This is a genomic window from Treponema denticola (assembly GCF_024181405.1).
Classification (GTDB): Bacteria; Spirochaetota; Spirochaetia; order Treponematales; family Treponemataceae; genus Treponema_B; species Treponema_B denticola_D.
This window is the reverse complement of the sequence record NZ_CP051302.1, coordinates 2,118,908-2,141,224: the sequence shown is the minus strand read 5'-3', so window position 1 is coordinate 2,141,224 and position 22,317 is coordinate 2,118,908. Positions and strand designations below refer to the sequence as shown.

General features: G+C 40.2%; 26 protein-coding genes. 14 read left to right on the top strand and 12 right to left on the bottom strand.

The window, feature by feature from the left end:
* Window positions 1-133: 133 nt before the first annotated feature.
* The 7 genes from HGJ18_RS10010 to HGJ18_RS09980 form a co-directional block, all read right to left on the bottom strand.
* Entirely contained in the window at window positions 134-370 is a 237-nt protein-coding gene (locus HGJ18_RS10010; protein ID WP_002676965.1) for a type II toxin-antitoxin system MqsA family antitoxin, read from the bottom strand.
* A gap of 1 nt (window position 371) precedes the next feature.
* A complete protein-coding gene (locus tag HGJ18_RS10005; protein WP_002685381.1) occupies window positions 372-647 on the bottom strand; it encodes a DUF4258 domain-containing protein in 276 nt (91 codons plus the stop codon).
* 109 nt (window positions 648-756) lie between these two features.
* Window positions 757-1,500 (bottom strand): 3-oxoacyl-[acyl-carrier-protein] reductase, encoded by a 744-nt coding sequence (gene fabG, locus HGJ18_RS10000; protein ID WP_253696228.1) that lies wholly within the window; start codon window positions 1,498-1,500, stop codon window positions 757-759.
* Window positions 1,501-1,589: 89 nt separating this feature from the next.
* Window positions 1,590-1,961, bottom strand: coding sequence for a type II toxin-antitoxin system VapC family toxin (locus HGJ18_RS09995; protein ID WP_253696227.1), 372 nt, complete (start codon window positions 1,959-1,961; stop codon window positions 1,590-1,592).
* Window positions 1,961-2,176 (bottom strand): hypothetical protein, encoded by a 216-nt coding sequence (locus HGJ18_RS09990; RefSeq protein WP_253696226.1) that lies wholly within the window; start codon window positions 2,174-2,176, stop codon window positions 1,961-1,963. The genes HGJ18_RS09995 and HGJ18_RS09990 overlap by 1 nt, the downstream gene beginning before the upstream one ends.
* Before the next feature lie 56 nt (window positions 2,177-2,232).
* Window positions 2,233-3,207, bottom strand: coding sequence for an ACP S-malonyltransferase (locus HGJ18_RS09985; RefSeq protein WP_253698328.1), 975 nt, complete (start codon window positions 3,205-3,207; stop codon window positions 2,233-2,235).
* A gap of 16 nt (window positions 3,208-3,223) precedes the next feature.
* Complete coding sequence (locus tag HGJ18_RS09980) at window positions 3,224-4,159, bottom strand: beta-ketoacyl-ACP synthase III (RefSeq protein ID WP_002686930.1); 936 nt, start codon at window positions 4,157-4,159, stop codon at window positions 3,224-3,226.
* A 165-nt stretch (window positions 4,160-4,324) separates the two neighbouring features.
* Here HGJ18_RS09980 and HGJ18_RS09975 point away from each other — a divergent pair, with 165 nt between their 5' ends.
* Window positions 4,325-5,242, top strand: a complete 918-nt coding sequence (locus HGJ18_RS09975) for a nucleotidyltransferase family protein (protein WP_253696225.1) — start codon at window positions 4,325-4,327, stop codon at window positions 5,240-5,242.
* A 5-nt stretch (window positions 5,243-5,247) separates the two neighbouring features.
* Here HGJ18_RS09975 and HGJ18_RS09970 read toward each other — a convergent pair whose 3' ends face one another.
* From HGJ18_RS09970 to HGJ18_RS09955, 4 genes are read right to left on the bottom strand one after another with little or no spacing between them, the layout of a single operon-like run.
* Window positions 5,248-6,024, bottom strand: a complete 777-nt coding sequence (locus tag HGJ18_RS09970) for a TIGR02757 family protein (protein WP_253696224.1) — start codon at window positions 6,022-6,024, stop codon at window positions 5,248-5,250.
* Window positions 6,024-6,608 carry a hypothetical protein gene (locus HGJ18_RS09965; protein ID WP_253696223.1) on the bottom strand — a complete coding sequence of 195 codons (585 nt, stop codon included), beginning with the start codon at window positions 6,606-6,608 and terminating at the stop codon, window positions 6,024-6,026. Before HGJ18_RS09965 ends, HGJ18_RS09970 begins: the two co-directional genes overlap by 1 nt.
* Before the next feature lie 33 nt (window positions 6,609-6,641).
* Window positions 6,642-7,541 (bottom strand): ParB/RepB/Spo0J family partition protein, encoded by a 900-nt coding sequence (locus tag HGJ18_RS09960; protein WP_253696222.1) that lies wholly within the window; start codon window positions 7,539-7,541, stop codon window positions 6,642-6,644.
* Window positions 7,534-8,289 (bottom strand): ParA family protein, encoded by a 756-nt coding sequence (locus HGJ18_RS09955; protein ID WP_253696221.1) that lies wholly within the window; start codon window positions 8,287-8,289, stop codon window positions 7,534-7,536. The genes HGJ18_RS09960 and HGJ18_RS09955 overlap by 8 nt, the downstream gene beginning before the upstream one ends.
* A 134-nt stretch (window positions 8,290-8,423) precedes the next feature.
* On the opposite strand from HGJ18_RS09955, the gene HGJ18_RS09950 reads away from it, so the two are divergent.
* The 9 genes from HGJ18_RS09950 (at window position 8,424) to HGJ18_RS09910 (ending at window position 17,077) form a co-directional block, all read left to right on the top strand.
* Entirely contained in the window at window positions 8,424-8,735 is a 312-nt protein-coding gene (locus HGJ18_RS09950) for a nucleotidyltransferase family protein (protein ID WP_253696220.1), read from the top strand.
* On the top strand, window positions 8,728-9,117 hold the full coding sequence (locus tag HGJ18_RS09945; protein WP_253696219.1) for a HEPN domain-containing protein: 390 nt from the start codon (window positions 8,728-8,730) through the stop codon (window positions 9,115-9,117). The genes HGJ18_RS09950 and HGJ18_RS09945 overlap by 8 nt, the downstream gene beginning before the upstream one ends.
* 119 nt (window positions 9,118-9,236) lie before the next feature.
* Window positions 9,237-9,986, top strand: a complete 750-nt coding sequence (gene cobM, locus HGJ18_RS09940; RefSeq protein WP_253696218.1) for a precorrin-4 C(11)-methyltransferase — start codon at window positions 9,237-9,239, stop codon at window positions 9,984-9,986.
* The gene (cbiG, locus tag HGJ18_RS09935) at window positions 9,983-11,032 is read left to right on the top strand and encodes a cobalt-precorrin 5A hydrolase (protein WP_253696217.1); all 1,050 of its coding nucleotides are present in this window, start codon (window positions 9,983-9,985) and stop codon (window positions 11,030-11,032) included. Before cobM ends, cbiG begins: the two co-directional genes overlap by 4 nt.
* Window positions 11,033-11,103: 71 nt before the next feature.
* A complete protein-coding gene (locus tag HGJ18_RS09930; protein ID WP_253696216.1) occupies window positions 11,104-11,382 on the top strand; it encodes a hypothetical protein in 279 nt (92 codons plus the stop codon).
* 236 nt (window positions 11,383-11,618) lie between these two features.
* Window positions 11,619-12,356, top strand: coding sequence for a DUF4469 domain-containing protein (locus tag HGJ18_RS09925; RefSeq protein ID WP_253696215.1), 738 nt, complete (start codon window positions 11,619-11,621; stop codon window positions 12,354-12,356).
* 241 nt (window positions 12,357-12,597) lie between these two features.
* The gene (locus HGJ18_RS09920) at window positions 12,598-14,694 is read left to right on the top strand and encodes a methyl-accepting chemotaxis protein (protein ID WP_253696214.1); all 2,097 of its coding nucleotides are present in this window, start codon (window positions 12,598-12,600) and stop codon (window positions 14,692-14,694) included.
* 164 nt (window positions 14,695-14,858) lie between these two features.
* Complete coding sequence (locus HGJ18_RS09915; protein ID WP_253696213.1) at window positions 14,859-15,674, top strand: hypothetical protein; 816 nt, start codon at window positions 14,859-14,861, stop codon at window positions 15,672-15,674.
* 20 nt (window positions 15,675-15,694) lie between these two features.
* Entirely contained in the window at window positions 15,695-17,077 is a 1,383-nt protein-coding gene (locus tag HGJ18_RS09910; protein ID WP_253696212.1) for an MATE family efflux transporter, read from the top strand.
* Between the two features lie 36 nt (window positions 17,078-17,113).
* On the opposite strand, the gene HGJ18_RS09905 is transcribed toward HGJ18_RS09910, so the two are convergent.
* Window positions 17,114-18,049, bottom strand: a complete 936-nt coding sequence (locus HGJ18_RS09905) for a radical SAM protein (protein WP_253696211.1) — start codon at window positions 18,047-18,049, stop codon at window positions 17,114-17,116.
* Window positions 18,050-18,174: 125 nt separating this feature from the next.
* Here HGJ18_RS09905 and HGJ18_RS09900 point away from each other — a divergent pair, with 125 nt between their 5' ends.
* The 4 genes from HGJ18_RS09900 to HGJ18_RS09885 are packed head-to-tail and all read left to right on the top strand — an operon-like array spanning window position 18,175 to window position 22,052.
* Window positions 18,175-19,785, top strand: a complete 1,611-nt coding sequence (locus tag HGJ18_RS09900) for an ATP-binding protein (RefSeq protein WP_253696210.1) — start codon at window positions 18,175-18,177, stop codon at window positions 19,783-19,785.
* A gap of 26 nt (window positions 19,786-19,811) precedes the next feature.
* Complete coding sequence (gene cobJ / locus HGJ18_RS09895; RefSeq protein ID WP_253696209.1) at window positions 19,812-20,534, top strand: precorrin-3B C(17)-methyltransferase; 723 nt, start codon at window positions 19,812-19,814, stop codon at window positions 20,532-20,534.
* On the top strand, window positions 20,531-21,289 hold the full coding sequence (gene cobK / locus HGJ18_RS09890; RefSeq protein WP_253696208.1) for a precorrin-6A reductase: 759 nt from the start codon (window positions 20,531-20,533) through the stop codon (window positions 21,287-21,289). Before cobJ ends, cobK begins: the two co-directional genes overlap by 4 nt.
* A complete protein-coding gene (locus HGJ18_RS09885; protein ID WP_253696207.1) occupies window positions 21,276-22,052 on the top strand; it encodes an ABC transporter ATP-binding protein in 777 nt (258 codons plus the stop codon). The genes cobK and HGJ18_RS09885 overlap by 14 nt, the downstream gene beginning before the upstream one ends.
* Window positions 22,053-22,317 lie beyond the last annotated feature (265 nt).

The following is a 22,317-nucleotide window of genomic DNA, read 5'->3' as shown; positions in this document are numbered from 1 at the left end:
GTGCTTTGCACAAAACTCTAAGATAAACAGCGAGGCGGAGTTTCTGCCGAGCTGTTTATAATTTCTCTAGAATTTTTCCCTTTTAATTTCAGAATTTAGCTGCATCATATACTTTTACCAAAGTTGAGCAAAACTATGCAGAAATTAACTGCTTATATTCCATAATTGCAACTTCCTGTCCTGATGTAAAACAGTTATCTGCACGATTATAAATATCTTGAGCTGTCTGTTCATCAAGGTAATATTCTCCACAGTCATCACAAATTTTTGCCGGAACACTGCGGAAAATAACCGTTGCATTGCCGCGGGTAAGTACAACTTGTGTAGTGCCTTCTTTCATTTCTCCAAACTTGCAAATTGGACATTTCATATCAATCCCTCCTCTTTGTGAAATCAGAAGTCCATAACTGTGTATTAGGTTCATAAACCGTGATAATATATTCTATATCATCATTTTGATCATAAGCCGAAACAACATGAATTGGCCTATTACCATCATATCCAAGAATAAGCCGACTTGGATATGGAGTATCATCCGGATATTCTTTTATTATAACACCATTTTTTATAATATTTTTTATCGTATCAGGTGAAAAACCACGCTCGGCCATACGCTTAAAAACATGCCCGGAAAAGAGATATTTCACAAAACACCTCCGACTTTTTAACTTAGTGTATTATAGCATATTTTAGTCTTTCTGCATAGAAATTTATATACTTCGACCGGCGTATACTATGCTCTATGGCCGGAATAGCCTATGCTCCCAGTCCGCCGTCGACACCTAGGACTTGGGCGGTTATATAAAGCGATAAGTCCGAAGCCAAAAAGACTGCGGCGTTTGCTATGTCTAGGGGCTGTCCTGCCCTTTTTAAGGGGATTCCCTCGACCCATGCTTTCCGCATTTCTTCGTTTACGGCGGCTGTCATATCGGTTTCGATATAGCCGGGGGCGATTGCGTTTACGCGTACTCCTCTTCCTGCCGTTTCTTTTGCAAGGCTCTTTGTGAAACCTATAAGGCCTGCCTTGCTTGCGGAATAGTTGACCTGTCCGCCTTGACCGTGAAGGCCTACGATACTTGTCATATTGATAATCGAGCCTGCTCTTTTTCTAATCATGTCGGAAGAAACAATTTGCGAGGCAACAAAAACGCCTGTTAAGTTTATGCGTAAAACGTCTTCCCAGTCGGAAAGCTTCATCCTAAATGAAAGTCCGTCTCTTGTAATACCTGCGTTGTTTACAAGTATGTCAAAACCGCCCGATTCTTCGAGGGCTTTTTTTACCGTTTCGGTAAGGCCTTCCGCATTGCCGCAGTCGGCGTATATTTCATGAAATACGCTTCCTTTTTCTTTTGCAAAAGCCTCCATTTCTGCCTTGCTTGCAGAATGTTTTGTACATAAGCCCCAAACTTCGGCTCCCTCTTCAATAAATCTTCTAACAACCTCTTTTCCGATTCCTCGCGAAGAGCCTGTTACCAATGCCTTTTTTCCTTTTAATAACATTCATACCTCCATTAATTACGATGCTTTGTGCTTTAGCAAAAAATTCTTTCTCACAAAACTCTATAGATAAAATTGTTTTACATTTTAATCTATGCCAAAATTAAATCGGCAATAAACCGAAAGTCTTTGATATTTGTAGTATACAACGGCAATCCCAACTCTAATGCCGTAGAGGCAATCAAAGCATCCGGAATCAAAAGTCCATGACTTTTAGTATACTTTTCAATCAGGTGCTTTGCCTTTATAGAAATTGTTTCGGAAATTTCCACAATCTCAAAATCCGAAAAAGCCTTTTTTATAATACCGGCTTCACGCTTGTTCAAAGCCCCAACCATTAACTCCATATAAGTAACGGAAGACATCCCCAAACCTTGCTCTCTGTCTTGTTGAAGTTTTTGCTGAGCCTCAAGTTTCCCTCGAAGGTAGTCTATCAGAATACAAGTATCACAAAGGTAAAGCATTAAGAACGTCCCCAGGTCTTATTTCTTATCTCTTCAACTGAAATGTTTCTGTCCTTCCATAACCCAAAGGCAGCGTTAAAGTCTGAATCTTCCCTTTTATGAGTTTTTACAGGTTTGTGTAAAGTCTTAACTATTTTATCAAGCAGCCTAATTCTTTCCGTATAGGAAAGCATATCAACTTGTGCTGAAAGTTGTTCAAAAGCAAGTTCCGACATAGACATCTCCTTTAAATTTTTTCAAGCTGTTTGTTTATAAACCGCATATTCCGTTTCTATTCGATAATCTTATTTAGCTGTTCCAATGTACCTGTCGGGGAACATGCGAGTTCATCCGATGCAAAACCGCTGTCTCTCCAAAGATTGCACAGGGTGTTTCCCGGGCCTACTTCCAAGAGACGGCAGGGTTTTAAGCTTCCGCTTAAAGAAGCGATTTCCTTTTCTTCGCTCGTCCATAGGACGGGATGGGTAAGGTGAAGGACTGCGTTTGCTTTTGCTTCTTCTCCCGATTTTACTTGCTTGCCCGTAACGTTTGAAAATACAGGGATTTGAGGGGCTTTAAAGTCAAAGCTTTTTAAGACCTCTTCAAATTCTTTTGCCGCTTCTTCCATTAGGGGGGAGTGGAAGGGGCCTGCAACCGCAAGGCGGACGCATCTTTTTGCTCCGGCTTCCTTGCACAAGTTTTCGGCAAGACTTAAGCCCTCCGCCGTTCCCGAGATAACGGTTTGAACGGGACTATTCATATTGGCGGCAAAAACTATTCCGCTTTTGGGGTCGGAATGGGGCTTTAATAGCTCCAGAACTTTTTCGGGCTCAAGTTTTAAGATAGCCGACATGCCTAGGGCACCGGAGCCTTCTGTTGCCCTTGCTGCAATCTTATCGCAGGCTGCCTGCATAATAGCCCCTCGTTTTTGTACGATGCGTATCATATCTTCAAAGCTTAAAATATCGGAAGCATAGAGGGCTGAAAACTCGCCCAGACTGAAACCTGCAACAGCCTTAGGGCTGATTCCTTTTTCTTTTAAAACGGCAAGAATAGCCGTCTCAACAGCAATTATAGCCAACTGGCTCTTATCGCTCCTTGAAAGCTCTTCATTTTCGGTGTGCCGTAAAAGGGCATTTATATCCTCTCCGGTTATATCGCCGATTTTTTTGATTAGGTCCTTTGCGGCTCCATATTCGTCAATAATATCTTGAGCCATACCCTTAAATTGGGCACCCTGCCCCGAAAATAAAAATATACTGTTCATCATAATCCTCTCTTTACTAAAATCTTATTACGGCTCCGCCCCATGTGAGCCCGGCCCCAAAGCCTGCCGTAATTATTGTTGTTCCTTCAGTCAATTTTCCTTGAAGCCTCAAATCATCGAGGGTTATCGGAATGGAGGCGGCCGAAGTGTTTCCGTAGTTTTCCATATTACATGCGAATTTGCTCATATCGGTGTTAAGCCTTTTTGCGGCGGCTTCTAAAATACGCTTGTTGGCTTGGTGGCATACAACCAAGTCTACATCTTCCATATTGATGTTTTCTTTTTGAAGAAGGCTTTTTACGGTTTCGGTTATAACGCCGACTGCAAAATTGTAGACGGTTCTTCCGTTCATTTTTAGATGGTCTGCCATATAAAGAGCTTCATAACCTGTTCCGTCAGAACCTAAAATTACCGAGCCTATGCCCCGCTTTGAATTATCAAAGGTGTTTTCAAGGAGGGCTGCCCCGGCCCCGTCTCCGAATAGTACGCAGGTAGAACGGTCTTGCCAATCGATTATTTTGCTTAAAACTTCGGTGCCGCAAACAAGGGCATAACGCCGGCCGTGCCTTTCCATGAGGGCTGCTGCCGTATCTATTGCGTATAAAAAGCCTGAGCATGCTGCCGACAGGTCAAAACATGCCGCATTTTTTGCACCCAGTTCTTTTTGGATAAGACAGGCATTCGACGGAAAGCCTTGGTATTCTGCCGTGGCGGTGGCACAGATAATTAAGTCTATATCCTGAGGATTTAGATTTTCATTTGCCAAGACCTGCTTACAGGCCTCGGCACCTAGGGATGCACTTGTATCTTCTTGGGAAGCTATATAGCGGCTTCCTATCCCTGTGTGGCTTCTGATCCATTCATCCGAAGTATCTAAAGAAGCGGGAAAATCGCTGTTGTGCATTATCTTTTTTGGGATAGCCTTCCCCGTTGTTTTTATTATAATAGCCATAGTTTTCTCGCTTTATAATTTTATTAAGGAACATTTTAGTATTTTTTTGATAATAATGTCAACCGTTGGGGAAAATTTGGGAATGTCTTTTATTTATTGTAATTATGTGATATGATAGTGCAAATTGGATTTTAACCTAACTTTAATTTTTTAGGAGGTTTATTTATGAAACCAACTCTTTTAGTTCTTGCTGCCGGGATGGGCAGCCGATACGGAGGTGTAAAACAAATCGCCGCTGTCGGAAGGCATGATGAAACCTTATTGGACTATGCCGTTTATGACGCTATGAATAACGGCTTTGGAAAGGTCGTTTTTATAATTAGGGAAGATATTGAAAACGATTTTAGAGAGCGTTTTTTTAATAGAATTGCACGCAATTGCAATGCCGATTATGTATTCCAATCTATGGACGGGTTTTTAACCGATGAGCAGATAAAAAGGGCTGTCAACCGGAAAAAGCCTTGGGGAACCGCTCATGCTATTTTGTCTGCGGAGTTAAAGATAAGTGAACCATTTGCCGTTATAAATGCCGATGACTACTACGGCCGCTCGGCTTATAAAACGATAGCAACCCATCTTTCAACCCTGTCAAATGATTCTACGGAACACGCTATGGTAGGTTATATCTTGGATAAAACTTTGAGCCGCTCCGGTTCCGTTTCGAGAGGTGTCTGCCAAGTAGGAAACGGTTACCTTATCGGAATAACCGAGCATAAGGATATTGCGTACAAAAAAGAAGGTTCAGTCGAAAAGATTGTTTCCGAACATGAGGGAAAGACCGTCGAATTTTCAGGCAAGGAAACCGTTTCGATGAACCTATTCGGCTTCTCTCCTAAAATTTTCGATTTTATGAATGAGTATTTTAAAGACTTTATCCATAAATATGCGGAAAGCGAAAAAGCCGAATGTCTTTTGCCTGAAGGTGTCGGTGCAATGATGAAAAAGGGTTTAGGAAAGGTTAAGGTTTATACTACCACCGAAAGATGGTTCGGAATGACCTATCCCGACGACAGAGAAATTGTTAAAAAAGAACTTGAAAATAAGGTAAAAGAAGGCTACTATCCCGAATTCCTGTGGAGATAAAACTTTTATCTTTCGGCTAAGGCCTTTTCGACTTCGGGGGCAAAAAGAGCAAAGTCGTATTTTGCAGGATCTTCGGGACAAAATTCTCTGAGGCGTTCCGTTATTTCTTCTACGGCTTTGCGGTCGTTTTGTTTGCGGGTTAGAAGGCCTAGAGATCTTCCTCTTCGGGCACAGTGAACGTCCAAGGGGAGGTAGAGCTCAGACGGTTTAACTCTTTTCCATAAACCGAAATCGACCCCCTTATCCTTAGACCTTACCATCCAGCGTAAAAACATGTTCAGCCTTTTTGCTGCAGAACCGCCTTCCATATCGGCTATATGCTTTGTATTATGCGGATCCATGTTTTTGATAAATTCTTTTCTAAATCGGCTCATCCTGCTTATCAAAGGCTCATCCTGATTTTTAGCTTTAAATAATTCTTCAAAATTTGAGCCCGATAAATAAATGCGTCTTATAGCCTTTGCTATGGCGAGGCTGTCTTCTCCGTTTAGGGTGCGGTGATAAAAAGTGTTTATTATTTTTAGTTGAGCTGGTGTGCTTTGAGTTAAAAATGCGTGAGGCTGATTTTGTAAAATGTCCATTAGTTTATCCGCACTTTTTAAAATAGCTGTTCTGTTTCCCCATGCAAAAATAGAAACAAAAAAGCCTGCAATTTCTATGTCTTCTTTTTTAGAAAAACGGTGCGGAATACTTATAGGATCGGCAGGTATAAAGGCTGGTTTTTCGTATTTTACTACAAGAGCATCAAGTGTTTTTTTTAGGTCTTTAAATTGAGAGCTCATTATATCTTTATCTTAAAATTTGTTTTTAAAAGTTTTATAAGCTCCAGCCATCTGGGATCGTGGGTATCTGCAAGTCCAAGATCGGAAACAAAGTCTCCCCTTTCTTTAAAAAACCAGTGAATAAGGTTGAGCCTTATCTCATTATCATCCAGTTTTGCATTTACGATTTTTAGAATACTGAAAAGTTCATCGGCATTTATCAGCTTCCATTTTCCGCCGCTTATTATGTGGTACACGGAACCGTCGCTTGCTCTTTCAATCCTAAAATCTTTTTTAGGCTGTGTTTTTTTTACGCTGACGGTTTTTGCCCTTTTTTCTTCTATTGCCTGCAAGTCTTCTTCAAGAGCTTCTACCTGCATATTATATAAGTGAACGCGAGCCTGCTCTATTAAAAACAAGAGGCCTTCAGCATCCATTTGCTTTGTAAGTTCCGCTAATTCGGTAACTAGTTTTTTTTCGGCAGCCGATTGTTTATAGGCGGAAATAGTTTTTTTAGCCGGAACCTTTGCCGTTTTTTTTGCAGCGGTTTTTGCCGGTGTCTTAGCCTTTTTTGTAGTTTTTGTTTCGCTTGTTTTTTTTGCCATATTATCCTCCAATAAAAACTTTTTGCAGGAAGCCTAAGTTTCCGAGTTTATCTTTTTATATAGCATATCCAAATCATCTTTTGAAAAGTATGATATTTCGACAACTCCTTTTTTTAAGTTTCCCTTTATTTGAACCTTTGTCCCTAATGAGTTTATAAACTGCTGTTCAATGTCTCGTAATTCAAAATCATCAGTAGAAAGCGATGACGTTTCTTTTTTTTGTTTTTTTGTTATGCGGCCGATTCCCGAATTAAGATCGGCTGCCATTGACTCGGCTTCGCGTACCGATAATTCCGATTCTAAAATTCTCGAAAAAAGAATTTTTTGATCGGCAGGATTTACTATTGATAGTAGAGAACGTGCATGACCTGCCGTTATTTTATTTACCCGCAAAGCATCTTTCATTTCTTCCGGCAGCTTTAATATTCTTAAACTGTTTGTAATTGCCGACCGGCTTTTGCCGACCCTTTTTGCTAGTTCTTCTTGGTTTATGGCGGCCAGTTCCATAATCTCTTGGTAGGCAAGGGCTTCATCGATTGCGTTTAGGTCTTCCCTCTGAATGTTTTCGATAAGGGCTACTTCCAGTTTCTTTTTTTCTTCAAAGCTGCGTAGGATTACCGGAACCGTTTCCAAGCCTAAGCTGATGGCCGCTCTTGTGCGCCTTTCTCCGGCTATTATAAAATAACCCTTGTCCTCATGTTTTTCGGCTACAATCGGCTGAATTATTCCGTGTTCTTTTATTGATTCTGCAAGCTCGCTTATTTTTTCTTCATCAAAGGTTTTTCGGGGCTGATATGGATTCGGCTGCAGCAGTTTAGGGTCAATATTGATAATTGAGTCTTCGGAAAAATTCAGTGATTCCACTATATGATTTGCAGGTTGTTCTTCCAAGAGGGCATTAAGGCCCCTTCCTAATGCCGATTTTTTAGCCACGGTTCAGTACCTCATCTGCAAGTTTTTCGTAGCTCCTTGCTCCCGTACATTTTGCATCATAATTGCAAATCGGAACTCCATGTGAGGGGGCTTCGGATAGTCTTACATTCCGCGGAATAATAGTCGAAAAAACCTTATCTTTAAAATATGAGGATACCTGCTGTACAACCTCTTGAGCAAGATTGGTTCTTGAGTCGAACATGGTAAAAAATATTCCGCCTATTTCAAGGGCCGGATTAAGATTTTGCTGTACTCTTTGAACTGTCTGCAAAAGAAGGGTTAAACCTTCAAGGGCAAAATATTCGCATTGGAGCGGTATGTACACTTGATCAGCTGCTGTGAGTCCGTTTAAGGTTAAGATACCTAAAGACGGGGGGCAGTCGATTAGGATATAATCGTATTCGTTTTTTACGCTTTCGATAATATTTTTAAGATAGAATTCCCTGTCGGCTTCGTCTACAAGCTCTACCGTTGCTCCCGAAAGGTCTATTGAAGCCGGGATTGCCGATAAGTTTTTTACCGTTGTAGGGTAGATGGTATTTTTTATTGAGGTCTTTTGGGCAAGGGCCTCATAAACGGTCGGCCGCTTTTTTTGAATACCGACACCGGAAGACATATTCCCTTGAGGGTCAAAGTCTATTAGAAGAGTCTTTTTTCCTGTCAGTGCGATGTAAGCACCCAAATTAATTACGGAAGTCGTCTTTCCGACTCCGCCCTTTTGGTTTACAAAAACAAATGTTTTTCCCATAATGCTTCATTATACATGATTTTTAATATTTATGTAAGGGGTTTTTAGGCTTAACGATTTTCTAGGTATTAGAATAAATAATGAATTGAAAATTTTATAATATCATGTTAGAATTATCTAAATGGGGAAGTATTATGATAAATAAGGAAATCTTTGAAATTCGAGATAGATTTTTAGAAGCTGTTAAACCTCAAAAAATAATATTATTCGGATCATATGCTAAAGATTCTTTTACTGAAGACAGTGATTACGATTTTTATCTTATAATGCCTGATGATACTAAGAATGTATTACATTCGGCGCAGAAAGCCTATTTATCTCTGATAGATATGGACACAAAGCCTGTTGATATTGTTGTTAATACTGCTGCGGTATTTGAAAAAAGAAGTAAAATGCCTACACTTGAAAGACTTGTTGCACAGGATGGAGTTGTTATCTATGAATGATGAAGCGGTTAAAGAATGGTTTGATTTTGCAAACATGGATTTTGCTTGTGCAAAACATCTATATGAAAATATGCATCCCAGGCCTTTAACTATTATCTGTTATCATTGCCAGCAAGCTTCGGAAAAATTTTTAAAAGGTTTGCTTATAGAGCTAAATGAAGAAATTCAAAAGACACATGATTTACTTTTACTGGCGAAATTGATAAAAAACAGCATCGATGTTCCGATTGATATTTTGAAAATATGTGCAATTCTCAATCCTTATAGTGTGAGAAGCCGATATCCGCAAGAGGTTTATGTAGACGATAATGATACAAAATATGCTATAGATTCGGCATACAGATTAAAGAAATGGGTAGAAGGTGCTGTTGATACCCTCTAAAAATAGAGTCTTAGAAATTCTCTTATAAAAAATTACATAACCTTGACACAGCCCTTTAAAGAATAGTAGAATAATTCTTATAAAAACAAAAAAGGAAGGTTTATTTTAAAAGGAATAGTATGATTTATTTTGTAGGGGCAGGTCCGGGGGACCCGGATTTAATTACGATAAAAGGGCGTAAGCTGATTGAAAAAGCCGATATAATTATTTATGCAGGCTCTTTGGTTTCAGCGGAGCATCTCACGTTTGCAAAGCCTAATTGTAAAACTTATAATTCTGCTTCAATGACTCTTGAAGAAGTTATCAAGATTATGGAGGAAAACCGCAATGCGCAGATTGTGAGGCTTCACACCGGCGACCCTTCAATCTATGGGGCTGTCAGGGAGCAGATGGATGAGCTTGATAAACTCAGGATAGACTATGAGGTTATCCCTGGCGTGAGTTCATGTACGGCGGCGGCTGCTGCAATCAAAAAAGAGTTCACCCTTCCCGATGTAAGCCAGACAATTATTCTAACCCGCATGGAAGGCCGCACACCCGTTCCTCAGGAGGAAAAGCTGGCAGCTCTTGCAGAACATAAGGCCTCGATGGCGATTTTTTTGTCGGTGCAAAATATAGAAAATGTAGTTGCAGAACTTCTTAAAGGCTATAAGGATGGAGCTACTCCCGCTGCCGTAATTTACAAGGCGACTTGGGAAGATCAAGAAATAATAATAGGCACCCTCGGCGATATTGCTCAAAAGGTAAAGAAGGCCGGTATAAACAAAACGGCACAAATCTTGGTAGGGAATTTTATTGCGGGAGATTATAAAAGATCCCAGCTTTACAATCCTAAATTTTCTCACGAATTTAGAAAAGCGGAAAAATGAAAAAAATAGCAGTTTATTCCTTTACCGAAAAAGGAAATTTATTGGGCGAGAAATTATCAGACTTGGAAGATGATTTTATAATCGAGCATTTTTATAATGCAAAAACAACCGGAGGAATCCGCTCCCTTATTCCCGATGATTTTAAAAATCGGGATGCCCTTATTTTTATTTCTTCTACAGGTATTGCCGTCCGCATGATAAAGGATTACATAAAGGATAAAACCCAAGACCCTGCGGTGCTTGTAATCGATGATTTAGGCCGTTTTGTAATTTCGCTTTTGTCGGGGCACTTGGGCGGGGCTAATGCTCTTACCGAAAAAATTGCAAAGCTGCTCGGGGCAGTGAGTGTAATTACAACGGCTTCCGACGGCCGGAATATAGAAGCCGTCGACTTGTTTGCTCAAAAAAACAATTATGCTATTTTATCTATGGAAGATGCAAAGGTAATTACCTCCCTTATGGTAGACGGAAAAGCTATAGGCTTTTGTTCCGAAGATAAGGCTCCGCCGATAAATTATCCCCATCTTTTTATTTTACAGGAAAAAGATTTTACTTCTCATTTAAAGGCTTTAACCGAAGAAAAAAAACTCGAAGGTCTTATCATCGTTTCAAATAAAAAAAGAGAAACCGTATCGGCTTTAAGCCGGCCTTTGCCCATCGTACACTTGGTACCTAAAAATTTAAACTTAGGGATAGGCTTAAAAAAAGGAGTAGATAAAGAAACCGTTGCCGAGGCTGTAAAAAAAGCCCTCGATTCAATAAACAAGGATTTAATAGCCGTTAAAGCGATAGCTTCGATAGACTTAAAACAAAACGAAAAAGGCTTGCTTGAATTTGCAAAAGAATTAAAAATAATCCCTGTCTTTTTTTCTAAAAGCCAAATAGAAAAAATAGAAGACAATTTTGAAAAGTCCGAGTTTGTAAAAAAGACTGTCGGAGTTTACAATGTTTCGGCTCCTTCCGCCTTTCTCCTCGGAGGCAAAATAATTTTAGATAAGTTTAAACACGAGGGCGTAACCGTTTCGGTTGCGGAGAGCATGAGTTAAAACTAAAAACGATTGAAGAAGTTCTTACAACAACCCTTGAAATTCAGGCTTTAATCCTGTATACTGTTACTATGTTAAAGAGAGAAAACGGTAAAACTTATCGGCTTTACAAAAAAGAGCAAAAAAGTTTTGCAAAAGTACTTGACATAAAGTATCGTATCGGACAAAATTCACAGCTTCACAGCTTCACAGCTTCACAGCTTCACAGCTTCACAGCTTCACAGCTTCACAGCTTCACAGCTTCACAGCTTCACAGCTTCACAGCTTCACAGCTTCACAGCTTCACAGCTGAGGGGTTCCTGTGCCCAAATAAATTTACAATCAAACACAAAAAAAATTTACTCACATAAAAAACCGCAAGGCACGCAGAGCGCTGAGCTTCGCTCAACTTCGCAAAGAAATAATCGGCATGTCTTAGGAATTGGGACAATTCAATCCAAAACACAAGACCTTCCCTTTGAAAAAACGGGGTTTCCAAAGGGGTGTCCCCTTTGGCAGCGCGAGGAAAAGGGAGGGGGTCATAGGGGGAGGGAAACAACCACCGCTCTGAACGGGGGTTTGTCCCTCCCCCTAACATGGAGGTTTTATGGCTAAAAAGAAATCGGTTTGGGAAGTGTATTTAAGACCGAATACCTTAACCAAAGACAACGACAGGGACTGCATAGCTGATGTTCATGCACATGCCGCTACGCAGAGGAACGAAGACATTGCGGAAATCATCACCAAAGAACGCTCGGAATTTCGCAAGGAAACAATTATGAGCATTCTTTCAATGCGCGATAAGGCTGTAAAAGACCTGATTGAAGAAGGTTTGAGCTTTATGGACGGGCTTGTGCAAATAAGCCCCCGCGTATCGGGCGTGTGGGAAACTGAAAACTCAGCATACGACGAAAAAGTGCACAAACGCACGGTTGACCTTATCCCCACCGCCGACCTGAGGACCGCTCTTGATGCAATCGGCGTAAAAGTGATGGGCGCAAAAGAAAGTTCCGCCCGCATAACCGAAATTACCGACACGGCGACGGGCTTAAAAGACGGTACGCTAACGATAGGAGATGACATCATCATCGAAGGCGACAAACTCAAAGTAGACGAAAAAGACGCTGCTCAAGGAGTTTTCTTTAAAACTGCCGACGGCACAGAGTACAAAACCAACCGCCGCCTTTCGGTCAACCTGCCGAGCCAAATCATAGCCCGCGTACCTAAAGAAGTACCCGCCGGCGCGGTAACGGTGATTGTACGTACAAAACTTACCGGCAGCAATAAAACGCTTAAAGAAGTACGGGAAATGATTTTTAAACTTCCCTGTACGGCAAAGATTTAAGCACTCTTCACCGCTCAGTGAAGCCTTCGTTCACCGAGCGGTGAATGACCCGTTCACTGTACGGTAAAGACCTTATTCACTGAACGGTGAACGACCTGTTCCCCGCAGCGGACAGTCCGTCCGCTTGAGAACGTCCTTTCGGATTGGGACAATTCAATCTAAAAAACAAAATAAACTAAACCTTTGACTTTGAAAAAACGGGGTTCTTAGGGGCGTAAGCCCCTAAGGGGAGATTTTTTACATGAAAAAAAAGAAAAAAAGAAGTTCATTGAGAACCGAACTGATGCTGGCATTCGGATTGCTTATTCTTGCAGCCTGTCTGACACTTGGAATTTTAGCTGTGCGTACTGCGAGCAAAGCGGTAACCGAAAAAGTAGAAACGCACTTAATCGATAAAGCAACCGATACGGCGGAAATTATTGACGGACGGGTCAATGCGTTTTGGCACTTCCTTGAAGGGATTGCGCGTATGCCGGCGTTCCGCGACCCGACCATATCGTACAGCGAAAAAAGCCGCCTGCTCGACAACGAAGCGGCATTCAATGATCAAATTCTTGACTTGAATATTGCCGACCGCAAAGGATTGCTGTATACCAGCGACGGCAGAGCAACGGATATTTCAAACCTTGCATGGTATAAAGGCTCCAACGGCGGACAAAAGTATTTTTCCGAACCTTTTATGTCGCCCATTCTGAAAAGGCTGGTTATGGCGGTCATTGTTCCCGTTATAGATAACAACAACAATCATATTGCATCTTTAGTCGCCATTATTCCCGGAATTTGGCTGACCGACGCTATTGACGACATCGTTGTCGGCAAAACAGGCTATTGCCATATTTTAGGACTTACGGGAACCGACATAGCAGATCCTGATTATGAAGTAGTACAATCTATGTGGAATACTGTTGAAAAAGCAAAGACCGATTCAAGTCTTAAATCCCTTGCCGAGTTTGAAGCTCTAGCTGTAGAAATAGACGATCCTTCCATCGGTTTCTACGAGTATGGCGGTGTCAAGAAAATTGCCTCCTATGCCACGATGAAAACAACCGGCTGGACAGTTATCATAAGTGCCCCTAAAGGTGAATTTATGGGTGCGGTCAATACTTTGCGTATTTCGATAATTATTACCGCTATTTCTATTCTGCTGATTTCCCTCGTAATTGTTTATTTTATTGCCCTTGTGAAGGTAAGACCGATTCAAAATTCCATTCCTCTACTAGCGGAGATTGCAGACGGGGACTTCACGGTGCGTCTACCCATACACGGCAACAATGAAATCACCAGTATGTTTGAACACCTCAACGGAACCATTTCTAAAATCGGTATTTCTATCAAGCAAGTCGGTGTCAACTCAAACACGATGGAAGAAATCGGCACCGAGCTTGCTTCCAATATGACCGAAACCGCGAGTGCCGTACACCAAATAAGTGCGAACATTGACGGGGTAAAACAACAGGCTCTTAGCCAAGCCGCAAGCGTTACGGAAACGGCCGCCACCATCGAAGAAATTATCCGTACCATAAAACAGCTTAACGGGAGTATTGAAAATCAGGCAGCTTCCGTTGCGGAATCTTCTTCGGCTATCGAGCAGATGGTCGGCAATATCGCATCAATCACGCAGACACTCGGCAAAACCGATGATGTTATAAAAACTCTCGCTTCCGCCACCGCCGACGGTAAGGAAACGATAGTTAATTCAAACTCTGTTACCCAGCGCATTGCAGAAGAGTCGGGCGGCTTGCTTGAAGCTTCAAGCGTTATTCAGCACATCGCCAGCCAAACCAACTTGCTCGCAATGAACGCCGCAATCGAAGCCGCCCACGCAGGCGAAGCAGGAAAGGGATTTGCGGTCGTCGCAGATGAAATCCGTAAGCTCGCAGAAGAATCCAGTGTGCAGGGTAAGACAATTACGGCGACCCTCAAAGTTCTTTCGGGCGAAATTGAAACTCTTTCCGCCTCTTCAAAAACGGCAGAAGAAAAGTTTAATGCCATTTTCGCCCTTTCCGAACAGGTAAAAACGATGAGCCAAAACCTGATGGAAGCTATGCGTGAACAGGAAAACGGCAGCCGCGAAGTTCTCAATGCCATCCGCGACATCAACACGGTAACTAATCAGGTAAATGACGGCTCTGCCGAAATGCTCCGCGGCGGCGAAAACGTAGCTCTGGAAATGCAAAAGCTGGACGAGCTTACACGCATTATCACCGACAGCATGAACGAAATGGCCTCCGGTGCCGTGCAGATTAGCAATGCAGTGCAGGAAGTAAATGAGATAAGCCAAAAGAATAAAGCAAGTATTAAGAACCTTTCGGCAGAAGTTGGCAAATTTAAAGTGTAAACCAGTAGTTTATTTAAGAATAATGGCCTTAATCAAAAAAGGTAAAAACTTAACACAACAGCTGATTAAAACAAAAAAGTTTATCAGCTGTTGTTATTTTCTTCATATCTCATTTTAAACGGCTCTTTTCAAAAATATAGATAATCTGATATAATATCCTGCCGATGGAAAAAGATAAATGGAATGCTTTTTGTAAATTTAAAAGTGAGTATAAAAACGAGTGTATGCATTACCTTGATATTTTAGGATATAAATATAAGGAACCTTCTTTAGAAAACTGTGCCGCCCAATCTTTTAAAAAAGAGAATGCTTCATTTTTTAAGGAGGGCTTGGCTGTGCTTCAAGAAGAGGCGGCTTTAGCGGGTAAAACGCCTCCCTATCCTTTAGAAACTCCGATTGTGTATAATCACTCTTGGGATTCGATTAGTCAAGATGATGAAATTAAGCTCATCGTTATAGGCGATAATCCGGGGAAAAATGAACAGCTGCATAAAAATCAAAAATATCTTGTGGGCCTTGCAGGAAAGATTGCAGATAACTTCTTTAAAAAAAATCCTTCGTTCGGAATCGATTTTAGAAAAAATGTTATCATCCTAAACAAAACACCCATTCATACGGCAAAGACAAAGCAGCTGGATTATATTTTAAAAAAAGATGCGGACGGTTCTTTTAAAAAATTCTATGAAGAGTCTCAAATCTTTACGGCTCAAAAAACGGCTGAGCTTCAAAAAAAACTGGGCTGCCCCATTTGGCTTGTGGGCTACAGCGAGCTTAAGCCCCGCGGCTTATTTTATGCTTATGCAAATGAGATGAAGAATTTATATGCGGATAAAAAAGAACCGCAAATTTATCTTTATCAGCACTTTTCTATGAACAGGTTTTTGATTGACCTAAAAGATAATTATGATCAAAGTATCAGCCTTGAAAATAATTTATCTCTTTTAGGAATAAAGCATCGAAATGAAATTTTACATTTTTAACACGAGGAGCTTGGAAACTTATGACTGTAAATTCAAAACCGGTTGTAAATTTAAGATCGGTATTTTCTGATAAATCTTTTTTAAAAAACTTATTTATAATTGCCGTGCCTATAATATTGCAAAATTTTATAAGCTCCTTTGTAAATATTTTAGACACAATAATGATAGGCCGTTTAGGCACTATTGAACTTGCAGCCGTAGGGCTTGGCAATCAGTTGTTTTTTTTATTGAACTTGATTTTGTACGGCATAGGGTCGGGGGGCATGGTCTTTACCGCTCAATTTTGGGGCAAAAAAGATTTTAACGGTTTACAAAAAACTTTTTCCGTTTCTCTCATCGTTGCGGTTTTTTTCAGTACCCTCTTTACACTGGCCTGCACTATTTTTCCGAAAGAGATTTTATCCCTCTATTCAAAAGATGCGGCCGTAATCGAAAAGGGAGTAGATTACCTAAGCGTTTCGGCATTTTGCTTTTTGCCCTTTGCGGTAAACTTTATTTTTATGATTACCCTCCGTTCTATAGAAAAGGTAAGGGTAGCGGTTGGTGCAACGCTCGTTTCACTTTTTGTAAACCTTATACTGAATGCTATTTTGATTTTCGGTTTGTTGGGCTTCCCCGCACTCGGAGTTAAGGGGGCGGCTATTGCAACAGTAGCTTCCAGAGTTACCGAGCTTATAATTCTTTTTTCGGTAACAAAGAAAAAGAAATATCCCATACTCGGAAAACTAAAAAACCATTTTGACTTTGATCTTAAATTTATAAGACAATATTTTGCGATAGTTATGCCGGTTTTAATAAACGAATCGTTATGGTCTTTAGGCATTACATTTCATCATAAGATATTTGCAGGAATCGGAACCTTTGCCTATGCCGCCTACAATATTACAAACACGGTTTCTATGCTGACATGGGTTATTTTTATAGGCTTCGGAAACGGAGTCAGCGTTTTAATAGGAAAAAAAATCGGAGAGAGAAATTATGATGAGGCAAAAACTTATGCTGCAAAGGTTTCAATCTTTGTGCCCTTTGTTGCCGTTTTTGTCGGTGCTATGCTAATTCCGATTTCGTACTTGACTCCTATTTTCTTTAATGTAGAAACAGTAGTTTTGCAGACCGTCATGAAGCTTTTTATAATTTTAGCCTGCTGTTATCCCTTAAAAGCGTTTAACATGTGTATGCTTGTCGGTATTCTAAGGGCTGGAGGCGATACCCGTTTCGGTATAATCTGCGATACGGCGGTTATGTGGTGTGTTTCCATTCCGCTGGCATATTCTTTGTCGGTTTATACTTCTATTCCGGCATGGGGAATTTATATTTGCCTTTTTAGCGAAGAACCTTTTAAGTCCCTTTTAGGTCTTTGGCGCATCAGATCAGGTAAATGGCTCCGCTCGGTTACGGATTAAGGATTGGGAAATTAGGAGTTTTATTAAAAGTTCTGTCTAGGCCGTTTTCCATATTTTGCCTGAGCCGTCAGCTTTTTCGAGAGAAGGAGTACATTCTCCGTTTACAAAAGCGTAATCGTTTTGTAGAGGTTTATAGCTTTCGATTTTGTTTTGAATACTTTTAAGCATCTTCTCCCTGTCTTTTGGAAGAGTTCCTCTTACCCTAAACTCCAGATAATCGTGGAAGCCGTCATAAAAAATAGTGCTGTCCTCATCACCTAAAAGCTCGATCAATCTTTTTTCTTCTTTAAGGTTTTCCATCTCGCTTGCAGCTTCATATTTTTCCGCCTTTATATCTTTATAAAGCGGAACTTCTTTGTGGAGAAACATTGAAAAATTTATGACGCGGATTGGTTTTGTCTTGTTTAAAAATTCTGCCGTTGCTTCGGCATTTTCAATGCTTCTGCCTTTCCCGGCAATGCCCGTCATAATATGGGCACCGAAAAAATAGCCGTGCTTTTGTATTTTAGAGATTGCTCTTTCTGCTTCAGCCCTTGTGTGATCCTTATTCATAAATAAAAGAACATCGTCCAAGCCGCTTTCTATTCCGATATAAAGAGTTCTAATGCCCTGTGTATATAGGGTTTCCAACTCGGCATCTGTTTTTTGTAAAATGCCTGTGATTGTTGCATCCATGTTTATGCAATTACAATCGGGAAAATACTTATGGATTAAATTCAATATTTTTAAAAGATGTTCCGTTTTTAAATTGAAGGCACTTCCGTCTCCTAAAAAAATTTTTGAAAGGCTCCCGTTTAAATTTTTTACGCGTATAAGCTCCTCTTCAATTTCTGAAAGAGATAAATTTCTATACTTTATGCTGCGGAATAAATTACAAAACTTACACTTATTATATGAGCAGCCTACCATTACGGGAAGCATAAAAGAAGAACGCTCCATAGGAGGCCTACAAATTCTACCTTCATATTCCATAAATTACCCTCTTATATATTATACCTTCAAAATAATGTACTTTCAAGATAGCAATTTTATCTCAGCTTGTACATAAGAGCGTTTTGTTATATAATTATAAAAAAGAAAGGCTAAGGAGGCTCATAATGAATCTTTACAGAAAGCTGCCTGTCGGCATTCAAAGTTTTGAAAAACTTAGAACAGATAAATATCTTTATGTTGATAAAACAGAGCATCTTTTTAGGCTGATTTTAACCTCGTCTCCCTATTTTTTAAGCCGTCCTCGCCGATTTGGAAAAAGCCTTTTCCTTTCTACGCTTGCAGCCTATTTTTTGGGAAAGAGAGACCTTTTTAAAGGCCTATATATTGAAAAGGCGGAAGAAGAAAGGGCCGGGTCGGAAGGCTCGGAGCCTTGGACTGAATACCCTGTCCTTTATTTGGATTTTAACACAGGCATTTACGATACAAAGGAAGGCCTTTTAAATAGACTAAATTCCTTTTTGCAGGAATATGAAAAAATATATGAAAGTACGGGACTTGACCTGCCCGACCGCTTTCAAAATTTGATAAAGGCTGCTTATGAAAAGACCGGCAAACAGGTAGTTATCCTTGTAGACGAGTATGATAAACCCCTCTTACAGACAATGTATGTAAATGAAACCCTAAACGAAGAATTCCGAAGCACTCTTAAATCTTTTTATTCTGTTTTAAAAACTTGCGACCAATATATCCGCTTTTCATTTTTAACGGGCGTAACAAAATTCAGTAAGATAAGTATTTTTAGCGATTTAAATAATTTGCAGGATATAAGTCTACACGAGTCTTTCTCTTCAATTTGCGGTATTACCGAAAAAGAATTGCACCTTACTTTTAAGCCTGAAATTGAGGCCTTGGCAGAAAAAGAAAAGATAAGCTATGAATCCTGTGTAGAACTTTTAAAGAAACGATATGACGGCTACTTGTTTGCCGGCGTAGGAGAAAGTGTCTATAACCCATTCAGTGTTTTAAATGTTTTTTCGGCAAACAATGCCGGCAGTTATTGGTTTGCTACGGGAACTCCGACCTTCTTGGTAAACTACCTAAAAGATGTTCACTATAATATTCCCGACCTAGACGGAAATGTTGAGCTTGATGAAGCCGGTCTAGCCGATTACCGAGCCGACACAAAAAATCCTCTTCCGATTTTATTTCAAGCAGGATATTTAACAATTAAAGAATATATAAGAGAAGCGGCCCTTTACAGATTAGGCTTTCCTAATGATGAAGTCCGTTACGGTTTTCTTAAAAACCTTTTGCCGGATTACACTTCTTTGCGTACAGATCAAACTGCTTCTTCCGTTTGGCGTTTTGTTGAAGATGTAAGGGCAGGAAATGTAGATAACTTTATGGAAAGAATGAAGTCCATAATTGCCGGCATTCCTTACGATAATCTTCCCAAAGAAAAGTTAAAGCTTAGAGAGCAAAATTATCAGACGGCCGTTTATTTGATTTTTAAGCTGATGGGGCAGTTTGTCGAAACCGAAATACACTGTGCAGCCGGAAGAGCCGATTGTCTTGTTCATACAAAAGATACGATTTATATCTTCGAATTTAAACTTGACGGAAACGGAAGCTCGGAAGATGCGATAGCACAGATAAAAGAAAAAGGCTATACAGCTCCTTTTAAATCAAGCGGTAAAAAGATTGTTCTAATAGGTTCATCCTTTGATGAAAAAGAACGTACCATAAAAGACTGGAAAACCGAAACTCTTTTATAAAATGAGTTACAAGTGAGGAAATAAAATTGAGTAAACTATTTGTTGTAGGTATAGGCCCCGGCGGGGCGGAATATATGTCGGCTCAGGCTGCCGAGGCCTTAAAGCAATCCGAAATAATTGTAGGCTATTCAGGCTACATTGAATATATAAAACCCTTTATCGAAGGCAAGGAAGTTTTTCAAACGGGAATGACCGGCGAAATTGAAAGATGTAAGTATGCAGTTTCAAAGGTAAAGGAAGGAAAAACCGTAAGCATTATAAGCACCGGAGATGCCGGTCTTTACGGAATGGCAGGCCCCATCTTGGAGCTTGCTCCCGATTTAAATGTCGAAATAATTCCGGGGATTTCCGCCGCCTTTGCTGCAGCTTCAAGGCTGGGCGCTCCCTTAATGCACGATACGGCTCTTATCAGCCTTTCCGACAGGCTCACCGATTATGAGGTTATAAAAAAAAGAGTCGGCTTAGCGGCGGAGGGCGACTTTGTAATTGCCCTCTACAATCCAAAATCTAAAACCCGTTCCGATTATATCGAAGAAGCCGTAAATATAATCTTAAAATTCAGGGCCCCCGAAACACCTGTAGGCATAGTAAAAAATGCCTGCCGTAATAATGAAAAAATTACCGTTACCGAGCTTCAAAAAATAAATTACGATGAGATCGATATGTTCAGCCTAATAATAATAGGCAACAGCAATACCTACATTCAAAACGGAAAAATAATTACCCCGCGAGGATATAAGATTAAATGATCTGGATTATAGGCGGAACCACCGAAGCCGGAAGCCTTGCAGATTTTTTAAAAGCAAAAACCGTACCCTATATAATGAGCGTTGCAACGGAAGAAAGCAAGGACTTTTTTAAAAATCATAAACTTAAAATCGGCAGAATGGATGAATCTCAAATGGAACAATTTTGTATTGAAGAAAAAATAAGCCTCATTGCCGATTTAAGCCATCCTTATGCTCTCATCGTTTCTCAAAATGCAAAAAAAACCGCACAAAACTTGAACATAAAATATTTGCGCTTTACCCGCGGACCTTCGCAATCTTCAACGGACTTGGAGCAGAAGAATCTTTACACTTTTGAGGATATGGAAGGCCTTTGCTCATTTTTACAAGAATTAAAATCTTCTACGATTTTTTTTACGACGGGTTCCAAAACCGTTTCGGACTTTGAAGCCTTCCGCTCTTCAAACCGCTTTGTATATAGGATTTTACCCACGGCGGACAGTATCGAAAAATGTAAAAATGCAGGAGTTGCGACTCAGGATATAGTTGCCATGACAGGCCCCTTTTCTCAAAATTTAAATGAAGCTATGTTTAAAGAATACGGAGCCTCATATATTGTGATGAAGGACAGCGGGGATGCCGGAGGCACAAGGGAAAAACTCGCCGCCTGTGAAGCTCTAAATATAAAAGCCTTAATTCTCGGACGCGGAAAAGAAGAGGGTATTATCGAATTTGAAGAATTTAAAAAAGAGGTTTTAAAATATGGACATGCTTAGGATAGAGGATTTAAGCCTTTCCTACGGAGATAAACCTGTTGTTCAAAATTTAAACCTAAGGGTAAAAAAAGGGCAGGTGGTTTCGATAATCGGGCCCAATGCTTCGGGAAAGTCCACTATTTTAAAAAGCATCGCAGGAATTATAAAACCCGTTTCAGGCAAAATCTTTATCGAAGAAAAAGACATCTCAAAAATGGATTCCAAAAAACTCGCCCAAAAAGTTTCTATACTATTACAGCAAAATAAAACTCTGGACGATATGAGCATCGAAGAATTGGTCTATTTCGGCCGTTATCCCCATAAAAAATGGTTTGAGGGCTTTGAAGCTTCCGATAAAAAGATAATAGAAGAAGCTATGAAGCTTACAAATACATTTGCCTTGCGGGACAAAACCTTGGAAACTCTGTCCGGCGGCGAACGACAAAGAGCTTGGATCGCTATGGCCCTTGCCCAAGAGCCTGATATCCTTTTGTTTGATGAGCCTACCACCTATTTGGATCTGGCTCATCAAATAGAATTCTTGGAGCTTGTAAACCGCCTAAACAAGGAAACGGGGGTTACGGTAGTTTTGGTTCTTCACGATTTAAATCAAGCAGCCCGTTACGGCAACTACCTTTTTGCTATGAAAGAGGGTAAAATTTTTGCACAAGGCTGTCCCGAAGAGGTGCTGAATCCTCAAAATATTTTGAGCATTTACAACATTGAAGCTAAAATCTTTAACGCTGCGGGCTATCCGGTTGTTATACCTGAAAAGAGATTGTAGGCCGCTCCGTCGTTATTAAGATTCTTAAAAATTACTTTGCGCATTTTGTATATTTACGGTTAAACAAAGTCCAAAACGACTTGGTTTTTTATATATTTTGTAGTATAATACTAGGTATGAAACTAAAATCTTACTTAGGCTTAAAATTCAATTTTTCTCATTCTAATTTTTTGTGTGCCGGTGATGTGCCGAAAAATGTTAGCCTAGGGTTACCCCCCCCCCATTTTCTCTATTAAGTAAAATATCTCTAATCAAAGCTGCTAAT

Excerpts from the sequence above, each read along its gene's own strand:
- HGJ18_RS10010 (WP_002676965.1), bottom strand. The coding sequence starts at position 370 with ATGAAATGTCCAATTTGCAAGTTTGGAGAAATGAAAGAAGGCACTACA.
- fabG (WP_253696228.1), bottom strand. The coding sequence starts at position 1,500 with ATGTTATTAAAAGGAAAAAAGGCATTGGTAACAGGCTCTTCGCGAGGA.
- HGJ18_RS09995 (WP_253696227.1), bottom strand. The coding sequence starts at position 1,961 with ATGCTTTACCTTTGTGATACTTGTATTCTGATAGACTACCTTCGAGGG.
- HGJ18_RS09990 (WP_253696226.1), bottom strand. The coding sequence starts at position 2,176 with ATGTCGGAACTTGCTTTTGAACAACTTTCAGCACAAGTTGATATGCTT.
- HGJ18_RS09985 (WP_253698328.1), bottom strand. The coding sequence starts at position 3,207 with ATGAACAGTATATTTTTATTTTCGGGGCAGGGTGCCCAATTTAAGGGT.
- HGJ18_RS09980 (WP_002686930.1), bottom strand. The coding sequence starts at position 4,159 with ATGGCTATTATAATAAAAACAACGGGGAAGGCTATCCCAAAAAAGATA.
- HGJ18_RS09975 (WP_253696225.1), top strand. The coding sequence starts at position 4,325 with ATGAAACCAACTCTTTTAGTTCTTGCTGCCGGGATGGGCAGCCGATAC.
- HGJ18_RS09970 (WP_253696224.1), bottom strand. The coding sequence starts at position 6,024 with ATGAGCTCTCAATTTAAAGACCTAAAAAAAACACTTGATGCTCTTGTA.
- HGJ18_RS09965 (WP_253696223.1), bottom strand. The coding sequence starts at position 6,608 with ATGGCAAAAAAAACAAGCGAAACAAAAACTACAAAAAAGGCTAAGACA.
- HGJ18_RS09955 (WP_253696221.1), bottom strand. The coding sequence starts at position 8,289 with ATGGGAAAAACATTTGTTTTTGTAAACCAAAAGGGCGGAGTCGGAAAG.
- HGJ18_RS09950 (WP_253696220.1), top strand. The coding sequence starts at position 8,424 with ATGATAAATAAGGAAATCTTTGAAATTCGAGATAGATTTTTAGAAGCT.
- HGJ18_RS09945 (WP_253696219.1), top strand. The coding sequence starts at position 8,728 with ATGAATGATGAAGCGGTTAAAGAATGGTTTGATTTTGCAAACATGGAT.
- cobM (WP_253696218.1), top strand. The coding sequence starts at position 9,237 with ATGATTTATTTTGTAGGGGCAGGTCCGGGGGACCCGGATTTAATTACG.
- cbiG (WP_253696217.1), top strand. The coding sequence starts at position 9,983 with ATGAAAAAAATAGCAGTTTATTCCTTTACCGAAAAAGGAAATTTATTG.
- HGJ18_RS09930 (WP_253696216.1), top strand. The coding sequence starts at position 11,104 with ATGTTAAAGAGAGAAAACGGTAAAACTTATCGGCTTTACAAAAAAGAG.
- HGJ18_RS09925 (WP_253696215.1), top strand. The coding sequence starts at position 11,619 with ATGGCTAAAAAGAAATCGGTTTGGGAAGTGTATTTAAGACCGAATACC.
- HGJ18_RS09920 (WP_253696214.1), top strand. The coding sequence starts at position 12,598 with ATGAAAAAAAAGAAAAAAAGAAGTTCATTGAGAACCGAACTGATGCTG.
- HGJ18_RS09915 (WP_253696213.1), top strand. The coding sequence starts at position 14,859 with ATGGAAAAAGATAAATGGAATGCTTTTTGTAAATTTAAAAGTGAGTAT.
- HGJ18_RS09910 (WP_253696212.1), top strand. The coding sequence starts at position 15,695 with ATGACTGTAAATTCAAAACCGGTTGTAAATTTAAGATCGGTATTTTCT.
- HGJ18_RS09905 (WP_253696211.1), bottom strand. The coding sequence starts at position 18,049 with ATGGAATATGAAGGTAGAATTTGTAGGCCTCCTATGGAGCGTTCTTCT.
- HGJ18_RS09900 (WP_253696210.1), top strand. The coding sequence starts at position 18,175 with ATGAATCTTTACAGAAAGCTGCCTGTCGGCATTCAAAGTTTTGAAAAA.
- cobK (WP_253696208.1), top strand. The coding sequence starts at position 20,531 with ATGATCTGGATTATAGGCGGAACCACCGAAGCCGGAAGCCTTGCAGAT.
- HGJ18_RS09885 (WP_253696207.1), top strand. The coding sequence starts at position 21,276 with ATGGACATGCTTAGGATAGAGGATTTAAGCCTTTCCTACGGAGATAAA.